This is a genomic window from Inquilinus limosus, from assembly GCF_051487185.1.
Taxonomy (GTDB): Bacteria; Pseudomonadota; Alphaproteobacteria; order DSM-16000; family Inquilinaceae; genus Inquilinus; species Inquilinus limosus_F.
The window spans coordinates 127,018-142,851 of the sequence record NZ_JAHVDK010000022.1; the positions used below are offsets into that span (position 1 = coordinate 127,018).

Below are 15,834 nucleotides of genomic sequence, written 5' to 3' on the forward strand. Positions count from 1 at the left end.
TCTCTGCTGAAATGCGTGCGGCGGAATCAGGCTGGGTCGAATTCGAAGACGGCGTCGGACAGGTCGGCGGGCGGCGTCCGCGACACCGCCCAGCTGGTCCAGCCCAGCCGGAAGGCGCCGGTGCCGAGATGCGGCTCCGGCACCTCGTTGCGGTCGAGCACGAGGCGCAGGTTGAAGCTGAGGCCCGGGCCGACATAGAGGCGGGTCAGCTCGGCCAGGCGGCGGACGGCCTCGGTCCCGGGCAGCAGCGTCTGGAACCGTGCCCAGGAGACGGGGCCGACGCGAATCTGGAACTTGCCGCGGATGTCCCAGACCCGTTCGCCGACCACCGCATCGACGCCGAGGCGGCAGAAGTTCCCCTCCGGCGCGGCGTCGGACGGCAGGGCCGTGCGCTCCTCCGGCGGCAGCGGGATCCACGTCCCCTCGAACTGCTTCACCGTCACCGGCAGGCCGAGGTAGTCGCCCAGCATCGCCTCCAGCGCCGCGGCCGAGCGGGGCCAGCGGGCGAAATGGCCGGCATAGTGGACGATGGTCTCGTCATCGACCGCTAGGCGCTGCCGGAGATGCGGCAGGCCCAGCCCGGCCAGCGCGAACAGGGTGTGCGAGATGTCGTCCTCGGTGCGGCCGGACCGCTCATAGGCGATCGGCAGGCGGTATTTCGCCCAGGCGCGGTAATAGAACGACGCCAGCCGGTGCAGCAGCAGGTCGAGGAAGGATTTCAGCGCCGGCCGCTTCATCCGCACGGCGCGGGCGACCTCGGCCGTCAGGTGGTTGGGCAGGACGCCGGAGGGGCCGATCAGCCCGAACAAGGTCAGGGCCAGGCGCGGCGGGCCGGCCTCGCCCTCCGCCGGCGGCTCGAAGCCGGCGACGGACCCGGCTGGAAAGGCGAGGCTGACGGCGCTGGTCAGGCGGACCGCCTCCTCGCGCGGGGCCAGGTCCTCCCCGACCGGGCGGCCGCGCCCGTCCGGGCCCGGCCGCTGCTGCCGCGCGACGGTCTCGGCCAGCCGGATGGCCTGGAACGCCTCCACCCCCGTCGGGCGCCTGGCCAGCGGCTCGATCACAGCAGCACCGTTTCGCCGGCGCGGGCGGGCCAGCGCTTCAGCGGCTGGGGACGGCCGCGGATGGTCGCGGTCAGCCGGGAGAAGGAGTTGACGCTGCAGTAGAGGCCCAGGAAGCGCTCCAGCACCGAGGCAAAGAGATAGAGGCCGGCGGCGGAGAAACGCTCGCCCTCGAACTCGATGGTGACGTCGACGCCGCGGGAGAAGCCGCCCAGGGCGTCGCCCGGCATGCGGGCGGAGCCGCGGCGGCTCGACACCTTCAGCACGCTGTCGATGATGGCCCGCGTCTCCGGCGCCTCGCGGAAGTCGTACAGCCGCAGGATCTCCCGCAGCGCCTCCAGCCCGCCGGCATCGTCGGTCAGGGACAGGTGGTTCAGCGCGAGATGCGAGACCAGCCGCCACCGGCCGTGCTTGCCGAGGGCCGGACGCAGCGTCGGGGTCGGCGGCGTCATGCAGGTGATGCTGCGCAGGGCCGCCGGCGCCTCCGCCGGGGACAGGCGCGGCTGGCCGCCGCCGAAGGGCAGGCGGCTCGGCAGGTCGCGGTTCAGGCACAGGATCTCGGTCGACAGCGTCATGCCCGGCCTCACCGCCGGGTCGAACGCCTCGTCGACCAGCGACAGGAAGACCTCCGTGCCGCCCTCCCCCCGGCGTCCCGGGCGGCGGGTGGCGTGCCAATAAGCCTTCTGCTCGCCGCCGCGATGCATGCCATAGAACGGCTCGAACCGGGTCACCTGGCCCTGCGTGTCCGATCCCTCGACGCTTTCGATCGAATAGATCTCGGTGGAAGTTGGGCGCCGCGAATCCGGGACCACCCGGTACTCGGAGGCCAGCTGGGTGACCGCGATCGGCTCGGCCCGCAGGGGGAAGAGGTTGACGATCGGGCTGCAGCCGAGGGCGAGGGAATCCGACCCGACGCTGCGTTCGAGGTCGGCCGAGCCGCGGTTGAGATAGAAGAAGATCTCCAGCCGCCGGCCGGCCTCCATCAGGGTCTTCGCCTCCAGCCCTTCGAGGTCGAAGAACAGGAACTTCTCCGGGAAGGCGAAGTATTCGGTCAGCAGCCGGTAACCCAGATGCGACCGGGCCGGATAGGACAGCAGCCCCTCATCCGGGCCGAAGCCGACCGGCTTGATCGCGCGCGGCGGCAGGATCACCGGGTTGGGATCGGTGGGGCCGTCGGCCAGGGCCACCGACACGCAGTTGTTGTGGATCAGCTCGTATAGCGGCAGGGCCTGCTGCGCCGGGCCGGACAGGTAGAAGCGCAGGTTGTCGATGCCGAGCGAGGAGAAGGTCGCCGCATCCCCCAGGCAGCGCAGCCCCACCCGCAGGATCGCTGCCGCCCCCGCCGCCCGCGGATTCGGCGGCGCCGTCATCGGCCGGGCGCCGAAGGCCACGGTGTCGAGGGCGATCGGCCACAGGGTCAGTGGATAGGCGGTGCGGAACAGGCAGGCTTCGCCCGCCACCGTCTCGGTGTTGATCTCCGTCCCCGGCGGCAGGCGGTAGGAGCCGGTCATGTCCGCCTGGCAGTCGAAGCGCGCGATCGCCATCGACGGGATCGGCGCCAGGTAATGGGGGTAGAGGACACCGATCAGGGCGTCAGTCAACTCGGGAAAATCGTCGTCGAGCTTGGTCCGTACTCGGGCGTTGAGATAGGCGAAGGCCTCGATCAGCCGGGCGACAAAGGGGTCGTCGGTCGCCTCGCCGCTCAGCCGCAGCCGGCCGGCGATCTTGGGATGCGCGTCGGCGAACTCGCCGGCCAGGCGGCGGATATAGGTCAGCTCGCGCTGATAGTGGGTGAGGAGATCTTCAGCCATGGCTGCGCGTCGTCACCGAGAAGCTGCGGCTCACCGGCTCGAGGACGGAATCGAAGGTCATGGGCTCGGGCGTCGGCTCGGCGTGCATCAGCGCGTCGATGCGCAGGCGCAGGGTGCGGTCTAGGCCCTCGGCGTTCTCGAGCAGCCGCACGGTCACGCTGCGGAACCGCGGCTCGAAGCGCCGGATTGTCGCCTCGATCAGCGCCCGGAACCGCTCGCGATCGTCGGTCGAGGTCATCGGCAGCGCGGTGAAATCGGGGATGCCGTAGCCGGTCAGGGCGGAGCGGAGCTCGACATAGGCCTCGGGCCACGCCACCGGCCGGGCCCGGGTGTTGAGCAGGTTCTCCAGGTCGCGCCGGACGCCGTTGCGGATCTCGGCCAGCGAATGCGTTGTCCGCCGCATTCCGCCGCGCGTGGCCGGTTCCGCCTCGTCCGCCAGCAGGCGGTCGAGCACGGAGAGAAGCAGGAAGGTATCGTCCTGGGCCATGGTCGGTCAGGTGGGCCGGGCTTCGAAGCGCCGCGCCTGCAGGATGGGGACGGCGGTCTCGCCGGCCAGCCAGCAGCGCTGGCCGATGCCGAGCGCCGGCGCGCCGTCGCCGCCCTGCCAGTCGGTGATCCGCCCCAGCCGGGCGCCGTCGTCGGCCTCCGCGGTCGCCGCCCCGTACAGCACCGGCAGGTAGACGTCGCCCTCCGGCCCGTCGACCACGGTCATCGAGGCGCGGCGCCACAGCAGGTCGCGCACGCGTTCGGGCGGATGGAACTCGATCGCGGCCACGCGCTCCATCGGCACCCAATAGTATTTGCCGGTGCTGGTCAGGATCTCGAACACCGGGGCGACAAGGTCGTCGATGTCGCGCAGATCGGCGATCTCGGTGTCGTCCAGCCGGCCGGGGCAGGGCGGCCGGGCGGCCTCCGCCTCGGCCACGAGCCGGCCGGCCTCCTCGGCGCGGCCGTCGCGCAGGGCGATGCCGGCCTCCAGCAGCTGCTGCAGATGCGGCGCCGGCGGTTCCAGGAACTCCGGCAGGCGGCCGGCCGTGAAGTGCTCGGCCCGGGCCTGGGCGGCGCGGATCAGCTGCCGGAACAGCGCCAGCCCCAGCGCCGCCCCGGGGTCCTGGTCGGCGACGACGTCCAACTGCCGGTCGGCGCGCTCGAACTCGCCGGCGAAGCACATCAGCTCGGCCAGGAAGGCCCGCTTGGCGGTGTCGCCCGGCTTCGCCTTGACCTCGGCGAGGCCGGCGGCGATCGCCTCGGACAGGCGGCCCGCCTGGAAATGCTCGCTCGCGCTGGTCATGAAAAACCTCTCCCCACTTGCCGGCGTCAGGCGGCCCGGGCGCCGGGTGCCGCCAATTCGGTGACCAGGCGGAAGCTCGACGCCACCTGGTCCAGCTGAAAATGCGGCCGCAGATGGATGACGCAGCCATACATGCCGGGCCGTCCCGCCAGCTCGCGCACCGCCACGTCGACCTCGCGCAGCGGATAGCGGGCGCGCTGCTCGCCGCTCGCGGTGTCGCTCGAGATCGAATAGCCCAGCAGCCAGCGGCGCAGGAACTCCTGGCAGTCCTCGGCCGACTGGAAGCTGCCGACCCGCTCGCGCCCGATGACCTTCACGTAATGGGCGAAGCGGCTGATGCAGAAGATATACTGCAGCATCGCCGACAGCCGCGCATTGGCGTTCGCGGCCTGCCGGTCGTAGGTCTTGGGGCGCTGCAGCGACGGGTTGCCGTGGAACACGGCATAGGGCGTGTCCCGCGCCCGGCACAGCGCGATCACGCCGAGATCGGAGATATCCTTCTCGGCCGCGTCGGTCAGCTCGACATCGGTCGCGATCCGGTAGCCGACGCCGTCCCGGTCGGTGCCGAAGGACAGGCTGGGCAGGTCGGTGACCAGCCCGCCGCTGCCGCCCATCGTCGTGGCGCCGCGGATCTCGGCGAACCAGCCGGATTCGTCGAAAGCGCGGATCAGGATGCCGCCGAAGGCGAAGACGGCCGGGCCCCAGCAATAGCCCGACAGGTCGGGGGCGGAGGTGTCCTCGCGGTAGCGGAAGCCGTCGACCCGGCTGCCGTCGTCCGGCCAGGGCGGCCGCATCAGCACCCGCGGCGCGGTGAGGCCCAGGAACCGCGCGTCCTCGAGGTCGCGCAGGCTCTGCCAGCGGACGTATTCGGGGCCGCTGACGCCGTGCAGGATGTCGATCGGCTGGCCCAGTTCGGTGAAGCTCTCGACGCCCAGCAGGGTCGGGTGGGCGCCGGCGATGAAGGGGGCGAAGGCCGCCGCCGCGATTTGCGCCATGCCCTTGAGCCCGGCGACATCGTCCGTCGGATGGTCGGGGCCGGGCTTGTGCCGCAGCTCATAGGCGCCGATCAGCAGGCCGAACGGCTCGCCGCCGGGCATACCGAATTCCTGCTCGTAGATCTTCTGGAACAGCTGGCTCTGGTCGAACTCGATGGCCCGCTGCAGGTCGCGGCACACCTCGGCCCAGTCGATGTCGAGGATCCGGATCTTGGCCGCCGCCGTGCCAGAGGCGATCTCGACCAGATAGGCGACGCCGCGCCAGCTGGCCTCCAGCCGCTGCAGCCGCGGGGCGTGCAGGATGACGTCGAGCTGGGCCGCCAGCAGCGCGTCGATCCAGGCGATGTCGCGGTCGAGCGCCGCCAGCAGCGCCCGCCGGTCGGCCAGCAGCTCGGCCGCCCGCGATCGGCCGAACCACAGCACCAGCGCCTCCGCCGTGCGCGGCTCGGCCAACAGGGCCACGACCGGCCCGGCGCCGTCGGCGGCCTCGCGGCCGCCGCCCGCCAGGATGCGCTCGACCAGCTCCGGCCCCAGCGGCGCGGCGCCGGGCCCGGGCCGGTGCGGCCGTTTGGTCGTGGACCTCGCCTGGGACAATAGATCAGCCGTTTCCGCCGACATTGGGGATGCGCGCCACCATCCGCAGCGATGTCGTCAACTCCTCCATCTGCAGCCAGGGCCGCAGCCAGGCGACCGCGTTGTACGACCCGGGAGCGCCCGGGATCTCCTTGACCTGGATCCTGGCGTCCGCCAGCGGATACCGGGCCTTCACCTCCTGGCCGGCATCCTTGTTGCTGTTGACGTAGTTCATGATCCAGCGGTTCAGCCAGGCCTCGCAATCGGACGCCTCGAGGAAGGAGCCGATCTTGTCGCGGGCCATGACCTTCAGGTAGTGGGCGAAGCGCGAGGTCGCCATCATGTAGGGCAGGCGGGCCGAGATCGCGGCGTTGGCCGTGGCCTCCGGCCGGTCGTACTTCTTCGGCTTCTGCGTCGTCTGCGCCCCGAAGAACACGGCATAGTCGGTATTCTTGTAGTGGCAGAGCGGCAGGAAGCCCAGGCGCGACAGCTCCGCCTCGCGCCGGTCGGTGATGCCGATCTCGGTCGGGCACTTGTGGTCGGGGTCGCCGTCATCGCTGGTGAAGGTGTGGAACGGCAGCCCCTCGACCTTGCCGCCGCCCTCGGCGCCGCGGATCGCGGTGCACCAGCCGTACTGGGCGAAGGCGTCGGTCAGCCGAGTGCCCATCACGTAGGCCGCGTTCATCCAGCAATAGTCCTCATGGTCCATGGCGCGATGGACGCCGCCGGCGTCGATCGGCGCCTCCTCGTAGTCGAACTCGTCGATCCGGCGGGTGGCGGCTCCGTAGGGCAGCCGAGAGAGGACGCGCGGCATGGTCAGGGTGACGAAGCGGCTGTCCTCGCTGTCCCGGAAGCTGCGCCACTTGGTGTATTCCAGGGACTCGAAGATCTTCTCCAGGTCGCGCGGCCGGGACAGCTCGGTGTAGTTGTTGAAGCCGAAGATCTGCGGTGCGGCGGCGGAGATGAACGGTGCGAAGGCCGCGGCCGAGACCTGGCTCATATGCTGCAGGATCTCGATGTCCTCGGGGTGGGGCGAGAACTCGTAGTCGCCGATCAGCGCGCCATAGGGCTCGCCGCCGGGGGTGCCGAACTCGTTCTCATAGATCTTCTTGAAGACCTGGCTCTGGTCGAACTCCACCGCCTTGGTCAGGTCCCGGTGCATCTCGCGCTTGGAGAGGTTCAGGACACGGATCTTGAGCATGCTGCTCGTCTCCGTGTTGCTGACGAGGTGGTGCAGCCCGCGCCAGGAGCCTTCGAGCTTGCGGAACTTCTCGTGGTGCATGATCGCCGCCAGCTGGCGCGACAGCTGCTCGTCGATCGCCTTGATCGCGTGCGTCAGCGTCCGGGTCAGGTTCCGGTCATAGGTGACCGTTCCCTTCAGCGCCTCCTCCGTCAGCGTGCGCAGCAGCTCCTGCGCCCGTTCCGGCTCGGTCTGCTTGGTGGCGCCGATGGCCTGGTCGAGCAGGCTGACGGCGGCCGTCTCGGTGGTCTGGACGGCGGCCTGGGTTTGCGGGCTCTTCTCCACGGCCATGGCTTACTCCTTGGTCTCGCCGGCATCCGCGGCGGGTGCGGCCTTGTCGTCCTCGGCGCCGAGCGCGCTCGACAGCTGCGCCAGCTGGTCCTTGTTCTGCAGCACCTTCTCCAGCAGCGCCTCGAGGTCCTCGGACCGATCGATCTTCGACATCAGGTCGCGCAGGCGATTGCGCGTCTCCAGCAGCTTGCGCAGCGGCTCGACCTGCTGGACGACCGCGCCGGGCTCGAAATCATCCAGCGACTTGAAGGCCAGGCTGATCGCCATCTCGGTGCCGTCGTCCTTCAGCGTGTTGGCCACCCGGAGATTCAGGCCGGGCGCGATGCGGGCCATGACGTCGTTGAAATTATCGCGGTCGATCTGGACGAATTTGCGGTCGCGCAGCGGGGCCAGCGGCTGGGTCGGGTCGCCCGAGAAGTCGCCGAGGACCCCGACCACGAAGGGCAGCTCCTTCTCGATCACGGCGCCTTCGGTCTCGACCTGGTAGGTGATGTGGACGCGCGGTTTGCGGACGCGCTCGAGCTTGTCATGAATGCTGGACATTATCGCCTCATCTGGCTCACTGCGGTGACAGGGTTACGCGTATCCACGGTTTTCATCCGCTGCTGCGGGGTTTGATGCCGGCGGCGATCAGGAAATCGCCCCGGGCCGTCTCGTCACGGATCAGTTCCTCGAGAAGGTCGGGCAGGGGCAGCCGCGCCCGGCGCACCGATTCCTCGAGCGTGTAGGAGATCGGGGCCTGCGGCTCCATCCGCCGGAACCACGCCGCCGCCAGCTCGATCAGCCGAAACGCATCCTCGCGGTCGCGGATCTCGCCGGAAAGGGCCGCCGGGCGCGCCGTGCCTGCCGGCGCCGGCGGGGCCTGGTGGCCGGTGGTCGCCCCGTCTCCGGCCGCCGCCTCCGTGGCCGGGACTCGGTCCCCGAGGACCAGCCGCGCGGCGTCCTCGGCCGCCTCCAGGACCTTGCGGATGTTCGAGCTCGGCGGCGAATCGGGGCCGCAGCGCTCGTCCAGCGCGGCACAGAGCTGCCGGAACGCGTCCTGCGCGCCGGAAATGTCCGCGACCAGCGTCGCCACCGTCGCAGCATCCATCTCGTTCCCGGCCTGCCGCACCGCGTCCAGATCCACGCCGCCCGCGTCCAGCCGCTGCTGCCGGCGGTCGGCCTCCAGCGCCGCGATGTCCCCAGCCTGCACGATCTGCCACAGGGCGTAGCTGCCCTGCTGTCCGCGAATCATCGGAATCTTCCGGACCGGCTGGATCAGCGTCCCCTCGGCGCCTTCGCCGTTCAGGCCGATGATCGGGCGCAGGCGCGTCGCGACGCCGTCCTCGTCCGGCAGGGGGTGCAGGCCGTCCCAGTGCTGGTCCACCAACGCGTGCAGCAGGCGGAAGCCGTCGCGCAGCCCGGCATAGCCGTGCACCCGGGCAAGGCCTTCGACCATCATCGCCGCGATCTCGAGATCCTTCGACCGCTGCACCAGCAGCTCGGCGCCGCCGGCGATGATCTGGCGCCATTCCGCGATCGGCTGGGCCGCGTCGTCCTCGGCGTCCGCGGCGCGCTCCTGCGCGCGGACCTGTCCGCGCAGGTCGCGCAGGCGCTGGAACGGGGCTCCGGCAGAGAAGTCCAGCCGCAGATCTTCACCGGCCGGGATCGCGCCTGGGATCGGGGCGGTCAGAGACTGGATATCGAGGACGTCCGGAGTTTGCACGGTAGGCTCACATCGGTTCGATCGGTCTGGCGAAGCGGTCGTCGGCGGGCAGTCGGCAGCATATCGCCCGCGTTCCATGTGCGGAAATGAGGATAGAACGGCCTGCAGGAACCTCCGAATATATCGAATCCGTCACGGCCCGGAGCGGCAGTTTCTCTCTCCTGGGATTTTTTTCCGGGCACTCTCGCTTCCCGGGCGCCGCGGCCGGCCGATGTTGCGTGGATCGGCGACTGCACGCCCTGGGACGAAGTCTGGGGAAACCACCTGTGCCTCTTCGAAACTCCCCGCGGAAGATTGATTATGCGCCAAATGTCTTGCAGCTTCCAGAATCGTCGATTCTGTGTATAGATACCCACGTACTCAGGTATGAGAGGTATATAGCCATTGATGTGCGCCAAAGTATGGCGGAACTGTGGCTTTTTGCCTCGATTCCTACAGCAAAGTTGACACAACGATCCTGTTTTATGGGGTTGTTGACCTGTTTTCCGGAGGGGGCCCGTTTCAGGACAGCGTGAACCGTGGTGCTCCGGATTGCAGCAGCCTTGGGCGCTATCCGACCAATGCCTCGCGGCAAGACCGTCGAGGATGTCATTTTTCTTGCAACGAGAGGGTGAGACATCATGGCGATCTACGTTCAGATCGATGGTATCCAAGGTGACGCGACGCATGAGAGCCACAAGAAGTGGATCGATGTCGCGGCGCTGAACTGGGGCGTGCACCGCGCCGTCTCGACCCCTTCGGGTTCGGCCCAGAATCGCGAAGCATCCGAACCGGTGGTCGGCGAGGTTCATCTCAGCAAGCTGATGGATGGCTCGTCGCTCAAGTTCTTCGAAGCGGCGGCGACCGGCAACCAGGGCAAGACGGTGACGATCCATCTCGTCACCACCGGCAGCCCCGGCGCCACCTACATGGAATACAAGCTGACGAACGCGCTGGTCACCGGCTACCAGGTCCACACCAATGGCGACCGTCCGTCGGAAGAGATCACGCTCAACTTCACCAAGGTCGACCTGAAGTACACGACCTATGACGAAAATCATAAGCCGGTGAACAACCAGGTCGCCAGCTACGACGTCGCCACCACCAAGAAGGGGTGACGGCGGCGCCGGGGCCTTCCGGCCCCGGCCGCCTGGCGTTCGCGGCGGGGATGCCGAGCGGGCGCGGCACAGCGCGGAGGGATCTGCCCCCGGTCACGGCCGGCGGGCTCCGTCGTTGCGTTTCGCGCGGCATCCGAAACTGCTCCTCCTGAGCCGAAGGACCATGCGCACAGATCAGGTGATCCGGCTGATCGATACCGTTCTCGGGGAGCTGGAGGGCGATTTCGTCCGGCCGCCCGACGGGGCGGGCGCGGTGCTTCGACGGCAGCGCCAGTCCGTTCTGCTGGAACGAGCCGCTGCCGAGCTGATGGCTGCCTCTCCCCTGCCGGGGTTTCGCAGCCGCCTCGCCTGGCGGCTGCCCTCGCACGCGACCCCGGCGCCTCCTCCGCTGCGCGAGGAGGAGATGGCGGCGCGCGCCTGCCGTCTGGCCCGTCGGCTCTGGCGGGCCGCGGGGCTCCGGCGGTCCGAGCGCCGCCTCGACGCCCTGCTGATGCGCCAGCTCCCGGGCGCGAACGGGGACGAGATCAGGCTGGCGGCGCTGGGCCGTCCGACGGATGCGGCGGTCGAGGTGCCGCGGTCCCCGGTGGCCAGGCTGCTCGCCGCCCTGGCCGTCATTGCGGTGGTTCTGCGCCAAGCGGAGCGGACCGGCCCCGCCGCGACCTGACGATCGGTGCTATCATGAAGGGCCGTGGCCGGCGCCGGCTGACGAGGCGATGCCGGGTGCCGACGGCGACGATGGTGGTGGGTGTGATGATGCATCTGCATGGGGCCGCTGCGGCAGCCCCCCGCGTCCGATCCGGGGCCGGATCGCGCGCCGCCCGTCCCGCGGCTGGGGACGCTTCGCCGAATATGGCCGGAGTCGATGATGTCTCCCTATGACTATGTGGGGTCGTTGACCCAGGCCGGGCGTCTTCTCGCCGTCCACACGCCCCTGGGAGAGGACGTCCTCCTGCTGGAAGGCATGGACGGCGTCGAAGGGCTGAACGACCTGTTCGGCTTCCGGCTGCGGGTGCGGTCCAAGCGCCGGGACATCCTGCCGAAGGACATCGTCGGCCTGCCGGTCAGCTGGACGCTCGAGCTGCCCGGCGGCGCGCGGCGCACCTGGTCCGGCGTCGTCGGGGCGCTGGAGGCGGGGCCTGCCCTTGGCGACGGAATGCGCTCCTACGTGCTCACCGCCCGGCCGTGGCTGTGGCTGTTCATGCACACCTCCGACTGCCGGATCTTCCAGAACAAGACCACCCAGCAGATCCTCGAAACCATCTTCACCGAAGCGAAGATCCGGGATTTCGACTTCGGTCCGGTGATCGGGCCGAAGGCCGTGCGCGAATACTGCGTCCAGTACAACGAGACGGACTACAACTTCGTCGCCCGCCTGCTCGAGGAGGAAGGCTGGAGCTGGTGGTTCCGGCACGAGCCGGGCAGCGACGGCGGGCCGGCGCGGCACGTTCTGGTGGTGTCGGACGGGGCCCATGCCTGGACGCCGGGCGAGGAGCCGGAGCTGCGCTTCACCAGCACCAATATCGACCTGAACGACGTCACCGGCTGGATCCGCCGCTACCAGTTCATGCCCGGCCAGGCGGCGGAGGCGGACTGGAACTTCGAGACCCCGCAGGCGCCGGTGATGCGCGGCCAGCCCTCGGTGGTTCCGATCGAGACCAACCGGACGTTCGAGATGTATCGCTGGGGCGGCCGGTTCCTGGACAAGGACCGGGCCGACCACATCTCCCGGCGGCGCATCGAGGCGCATGAGGCCGGCTTCGAGACGATCGACGCCGAGAGCGGCAACCGCCGCATCCATCCAGCCCAGCGGTTCAGGCTGTACGGCCACCCGATCGCCGAGGAGAACGCGGACTACGCCGTCATCCGGGTGATGCATTGGGCGGAGGACCAGTCCTACGCCGCCAATGGCGGCCCGGCGACCTATTCGAACCGGTTCCAGGTGGTGCCGGCGGCGACCCGCTGGGTGCCGGAGCAGAAGACGCCGCGGCCGCGGATCGAGGGCATCCAGACCGCGACCGTGGTCGGCCCGCCCGGCGAGGAGATCCACACCGACCGCTACGGCCGGATCAAGGTCAAGTTCCCGTGGGACCGCTACGCCAAGGGCGACGACACCTCCTCCTGCTGGCTGCGGGTCAGCCAGCCCTGGGGCGGGTCCGGCTGGGGCTCGCAGACCATCCCGCGCATCGGCATGGAGGTGCTGGTCGGCTATCTCGAGGGCGACCCCGACAAGCCGCTGGTCATGGGCGTGGTGCCGAATCCCACCACCATGCCGTCGCTGTCACTGCCCGGCCACAAGACCCGCACCGGGTTCAAATCCTCGACCAGCCCGGGCGGCGCCGGCTTCAACGAGCTCAGCTTCGAGGACCAGGCCGGGGCCGAGGAGATGTTCCAGCACGCCCAGAAGGACTCGACCCAGATCGTCCGCAACAACAAGCGGACACAGGTCGGCAACGCCTACACCATGGCGGCGGAGACGCTGCACTTGACCACCGTCCAGGCGTCGCAGGTGCAGATGACGCCGAAATCGATCACGCTGCAGCACAAGGGCAGCCAGATCTACATGGACGAGACGCAGATCATCCTGTCCTCCGGCGGCGTCCACAAGATCCGGCTCAGCGCCGACGGGGTGGAGACCCATTCCGAGACCAAGGTGTTCGCCAGCCAGGGCAAGGCTGCGCCCGAGAACTTCATGACCATCGTCGGCGACGGCATCCATCTGCTGGGCAAGTCGGCGATGCGGCACGAGGCCGGCGGCTCCGTGGTCGAGATGGGGACCAGCGGCATCGACAGCCGCGGCCCGAACATCTGGCTCAACTGCGGCCCGCCGGCGCCGACGCCGCCCGCCGCGTCGGGCGGCCCCGGCCCGACCGTCGGCCCGTCCGGACCGTCCTGGTCGCCCGAGGGGCAGGGCGCCAATCCCGGGCCGCAGGCCGGCACAGGCAGCGGGGCCCAGCAGACCGCATGGCAGGCCGAAGGCGACGCCTGGGCCGGCAACAAGGGCGCGGGGCCGAACTCCGCCAAGGTCCTGGGCGCGGAAGGACACGTCGCGACCAGCACCGGTCCGAACGGAGCGACGGTCGATGCCGCGGCGACGGTCGCCGGCGCGCAGCTGCGGGGAGAAAAACGGGGCGATCTGGGCGCGGTGTCCGGCGAGATGGACATCCTCTCCGCAACCGCCAAGGGGAATGCCGGGATCACCCCCTATGGTGCCGGGGCGCATGGCGAGGCATCGGCCTACATGGCACGGGGCAAGGTCGCCGGCGAGCTCGGCGACCTCAGGACGGGCGGCGTCGGCGGGGCGCTGGAGGGGCAGCAGTTCTACGCCAAAGCCGAAGGCGACGCGCTGTTCGGGGATGACGGCCGTCGCGTCGGCGTGGCCCTGGGCGGCAAGGCCAGCGCCTCGGCGCTGGGGGGCTCCGCCGAGACGCAGACCACCGTTCCGATCGGCTGGTTGCCCGGCGTCCCGGACGACTGGACCCTCAACATGAAGGAGAAGGCGTCCGCCAAGGTGGGAGGCGTCGGCGCCAAGGGCGGCGGCTACGCCTATTACGACCGGGCCGACGAACGCTACTACGCGGGGGCCTATGCCGGGCTTGGCGTGCTGCTGGGCGCCGGCGTCGAGCAGGAGGTCAGCGTCGGACCGCCCTCTGGAGGCAAGTGAGGTGAGGCGCTGGCTGGCGGATATGGCCCTGTTCCTGCCCGGAGAGGAGCACACGCGGCGAAGCGCCGTTGCGCTCGCGATCCTGTTCGCTGTGTTCCTCGGCCTCACCTATGGCTGGGTTCGGCAATATGGTCAGGCCTTGACGCCTGTCTCGGCGGTTCTGGTCGGCGGCCTGGCCCTGACCGGATACGGGTTGTGGGTGCTGCTGATGCTGACGCGGTTCCGCCGGCTGGTCCGGCACGCGACCTCGGCGACATCCGCCGCGTTTCGCGTTCCGCTGACCTGGCGTGTCGGCCTCCTCTGGCCCTATCGGAAGCGCGATATCGATCGCGCGGCCCGTGAAGGCCGGCTCCCTGAACTGATGGTGTTCTGTTTCATCCTCGTCACGATCCTCGGCTTTTCCATCGTGATGATTCTGAAGCCGCAATCGGTCCGCGCGGCGGAGACCCCCATGACAGAGCTGCTCCTGAAGCCCCGTTCCTCGGAAGCACAGATCCTGCAGGCCAGCCAGCGGCAGTTCGAGGACAATGGCGATCCGGCCCTGACCTTCAGCCTTCTGCTGCCGAAGGACTGGCTGAAATACGAGCCCTACAAACCGGAGAATCCGGAGGCCGAGGGCCTCGTGCTGCTGTCCCGCTACGGCAGCCGCGACAGCCGGGCCCTGCTCGAGGTCTACGCCCAGAAACTGCAGCGCGAACTGTCCAGCGCCGATTGGCTGGACGTCTGGCTGCGCGAGAACGGCTACACGGTGCTGGACCGGCATGTGGCGTATGCGGCGGCCGGCTGGAACGCGGATGTGCTGGCGACGCGCCAGGCGAAAGGCCAGACCTTCACCTACCGGATGTCCACCTTCAAGAACGGCGACCGGCTTTATCTGGTCTTCGGCTACGCGCAGCCCGGCGCCTATGCCGGCGCCGAGGAGGCGTTCGCGGTGGCCGCCGACAGCTTCCGTCTGCCGCAGGCGGACGACATCCCGTCCGCCGAGCCGCTTCGCACGATCCAGCTGTCCCGCGTGCTGCCGGCGCGGTTCGTCTTCCCGGCCGGCTGGCAGGAGACGCGGGACGACAGCGTCGGCCCCAACCAGGACAGCCTGAATTTCAAAAACGTCGCCGCGGACACGGTCGTCGGCCAGCTCAATGTTCTGGTCGCGCCGGGGGCCGTCTATCCGTCGCACGAGGCGCTGGCAAACACGCTGGCGACGGCGTCGGGGAAGGTCGTCGGCGTCGATGTGCCCGACCTTCGGCTTCGTCCCGTGAATCTCGGCTCGATATTGACCGACGCCAGGGAGGGGGAGGTCACGGTCGAGGCGAAGGGATCGACGTTCAGGATCCGGGTCACCGTCGCTCGGGGCGGAACCGGCTGGGTCTCGTTCCTTCTGCTCAGCTTCAAGCCGACGCCGGATCTCCATCTGATCGACGCGATCAACCGCCGCGCCTACGACATCGCCGTCCGCACCTTCGGGCCGGCGTCTTAGCCGCGGGTGGAAAGGGGGAGAGCCATGTCCTTCGCAGGAAGCTCGGTGAAGACGCCGGCCATGGCCGCGGTCCACGGCCTGCGCCAGATCGCCTTCAACACCATCGGCGACAAGGTGCTGCGGCCGCTGGTCGACTACGCCGCGCCGGAGCTGCCGCAGGCCGCGGCCGGCACCGCGAACCGGGCGCAGCAGGCGGCCGGCGCGGGCCGCTCCGCCGCCGGCAAGCTGGCCTCCGCGGCCGGCGGCATGACCGGCGCGCTGGGGTCGTCGGCCTCGTCCGCCATCGCCGCCCTGCCGGAGCTGACGCCGCAGACCGCCTTCGTGCCGCCGGATTTCAGCCCGATGCCCAGCTTCGATTCGTCACCGATCCTGAAATCGGTGGCCGAGCGGGCGCAGCAGCTCATGGCCGGCCTGCCACAGCCCGAAGGGCTGGCCGAGATGGCGAAATCCATGGCGCTGGACCAGGCCGGGCAGGCGGCGGAACAGGCGCTCGGCGGCCTGCTGCCGGGCGAGGCGCAGCACGCGCTCGACACCGCCCGCGGCGGCCTGCCGGGTGCGCTGCCGGACCGGCAGCAGGTCGCCGGCGCGCTGACCGACGCCGCGGCGGGGGCCGTGCCGCAGGGGGCGCAGGACGCGCT

13 protein-coding genes are annotated in these 15,834 nt (G+C 69.8%); 5 read left to right on the forward strand and 8 right to left on the reverse strand.

Annotation, left to right across the window (positions count from 1 at the left end; translation table 11 throughout):
• Positions 1–26: 26 nt before the first annotated feature.
• From tssG to tssA, 8 genes are read right to left on the reverse strand one after another with little or no spacing between them, the layout of a single operon-like run.
• Entirely contained in the window at positions 27–1,061 is a 1,035-nt protein-coding gene (gene tssG / locus KXR53_RS23735) for a type VI secretion system baseplate subunit TssG (RefSeq protein WP_437377756.1), read from the reverse strand.
• Positions 1,058–2,869: a type VI secretion system baseplate subunit TssF gene (tssF, locus tag KXR53_RS23740; protein ID WP_437377757.1), complete on the reverse strand. Its 1,812-nt coding sequence runs from the start codon at positions 2,867–2,869 to the stop codon at positions 1,058–1,060. Before tssF ends, tssG begins: the two co-directional genes overlap by 4 nt.
• Complete coding sequence (tssE, locus tag KXR53_RS23745) at positions 2,862–3,356, reverse strand: type VI secretion system baseplate subunit TssE (protein WP_437377758.1); 495 nt, start codon at positions 3,354–3,356, stop codon at positions 2,862–2,864. Before tssE ends, tssF begins: the two co-directional genes overlap by 8 nt.
• A gap of 6 nt (positions 3,357–3,362) precedes the next feature.
• Positions 3,363–4,160, reverse strand: coding sequence for a type VI secretion system accessory protein TagJ (locus tag KXR53_RS23750; protein WP_437377759.1), 798 nt, complete (start codon positions 4,158–4,160; stop codon positions 3,363–3,365).
• Positions 4,161–4,186: 26 nt separating this feature from the next.
• Positions 4,187–5,749 carry a type VI secretion system contractile sheath large subunit gene (gene tssC, locus KXR53_RS23755; protein WP_437377760.1) on the reverse strand — a complete coding sequence of 521 codons (1,563 nt, stop codon included), beginning with the start codon at positions 5,747–5,749 and terminating at the stop codon, positions 4,187–4,189.
• 4 nt (positions 5,750–5,753) lie between these two features.
• Positions 5,754–7,259 carry a type VI secretion system contractile sheath large subunit gene (gene tssC / locus KXR53_RS23760; protein WP_437377761.1) on the reverse strand — a complete coding sequence of 502 codons (1,506 nt, stop codon included), beginning with the start codon at positions 7,257–7,259 and terminating at the stop codon, positions 5,754–5,756.
• A gap of 3 nt (positions 7,260–7,262) precedes the next feature.
• Positions 7,263–7,802 carry a type VI secretion system contractile sheath small subunit gene (tssB, locus tag KXR53_RS23765; protein ID WP_437377762.1) on the reverse strand — a complete coding sequence of 180 codons (540 nt, stop codon included), beginning with the start codon at positions 7,800–7,802 and terminating at the stop codon, positions 7,263–7,265.
• Positions 7,803–7,854: 52 nt separating this feature from the next.
• The gene (gene tssA / locus KXR53_RS23770; RefSeq protein ID WP_437377763.1) at positions 7,855–8,964 is read right to left on the reverse strand and encodes a type VI secretion system protein TssA; all 1,110 of its coding nucleotides are present in this window, start codon (positions 8,962–8,964) and stop codon (positions 7,855–7,857) included.
• A gap of 620 nt (positions 8,965–9,584) precedes the next feature.
• Here tssA and KXR53_RS23775 point away from each other — a divergent pair.
• The 5 genes from KXR53_RS23775 to KXR53_RS23795 all read left to right on the forward strand — a co-directional run.
• Positions 9,585–10,061: an Hcp family type VI secretion system effector gene (locus tag KXR53_RS23775; RefSeq protein WP_437377764.1), complete on the forward strand. Its 477-nt coding sequence runs from the start codon at positions 9,585–9,587 to the stop codon at positions 10,059–10,061.
• A 163-nt stretch (positions 10,062–10,224) separates the two neighbouring features.
• A complete protein-coding gene (locus tag KXR53_RS23780; protein WP_437377765.1) occupies positions 10,225–10,725 on the forward strand; it encodes a hypothetical protein in 501 nt (166 codons plus the stop codon).
• A gap of 198 nt (positions 10,726–10,923) precedes the next feature.
• Positions 10,924–13,722, forward strand: a complete 2,799-nt coding sequence (locus tag KXR53_RS23785) for a type VI secretion system Vgr family protein (RefSeq protein ID WP_437377766.1) — start codon at positions 10,924–10,926, stop codon at positions 13,720–13,722.
• A 1-nt stretch (position 13,723) separates the two neighbouring features.
• Positions 13,724–15,196: a hypothetical protein gene (locus KXR53_RS23790; RefSeq protein WP_437377767.1), complete on the forward strand. Its 1,473-nt coding sequence runs from the start codon at positions 13,724–13,726 to the stop codon at positions 15,194–15,196.
• Positions 15,197–15,220: 24 nt separating this feature from the next.
• The coding region (locus tag KXR53_RS23795; protein WP_437377768.1) for a hypothetical protein at positions 15,221–15,834 on the forward strand (614 nt) is incomplete at its 3' end.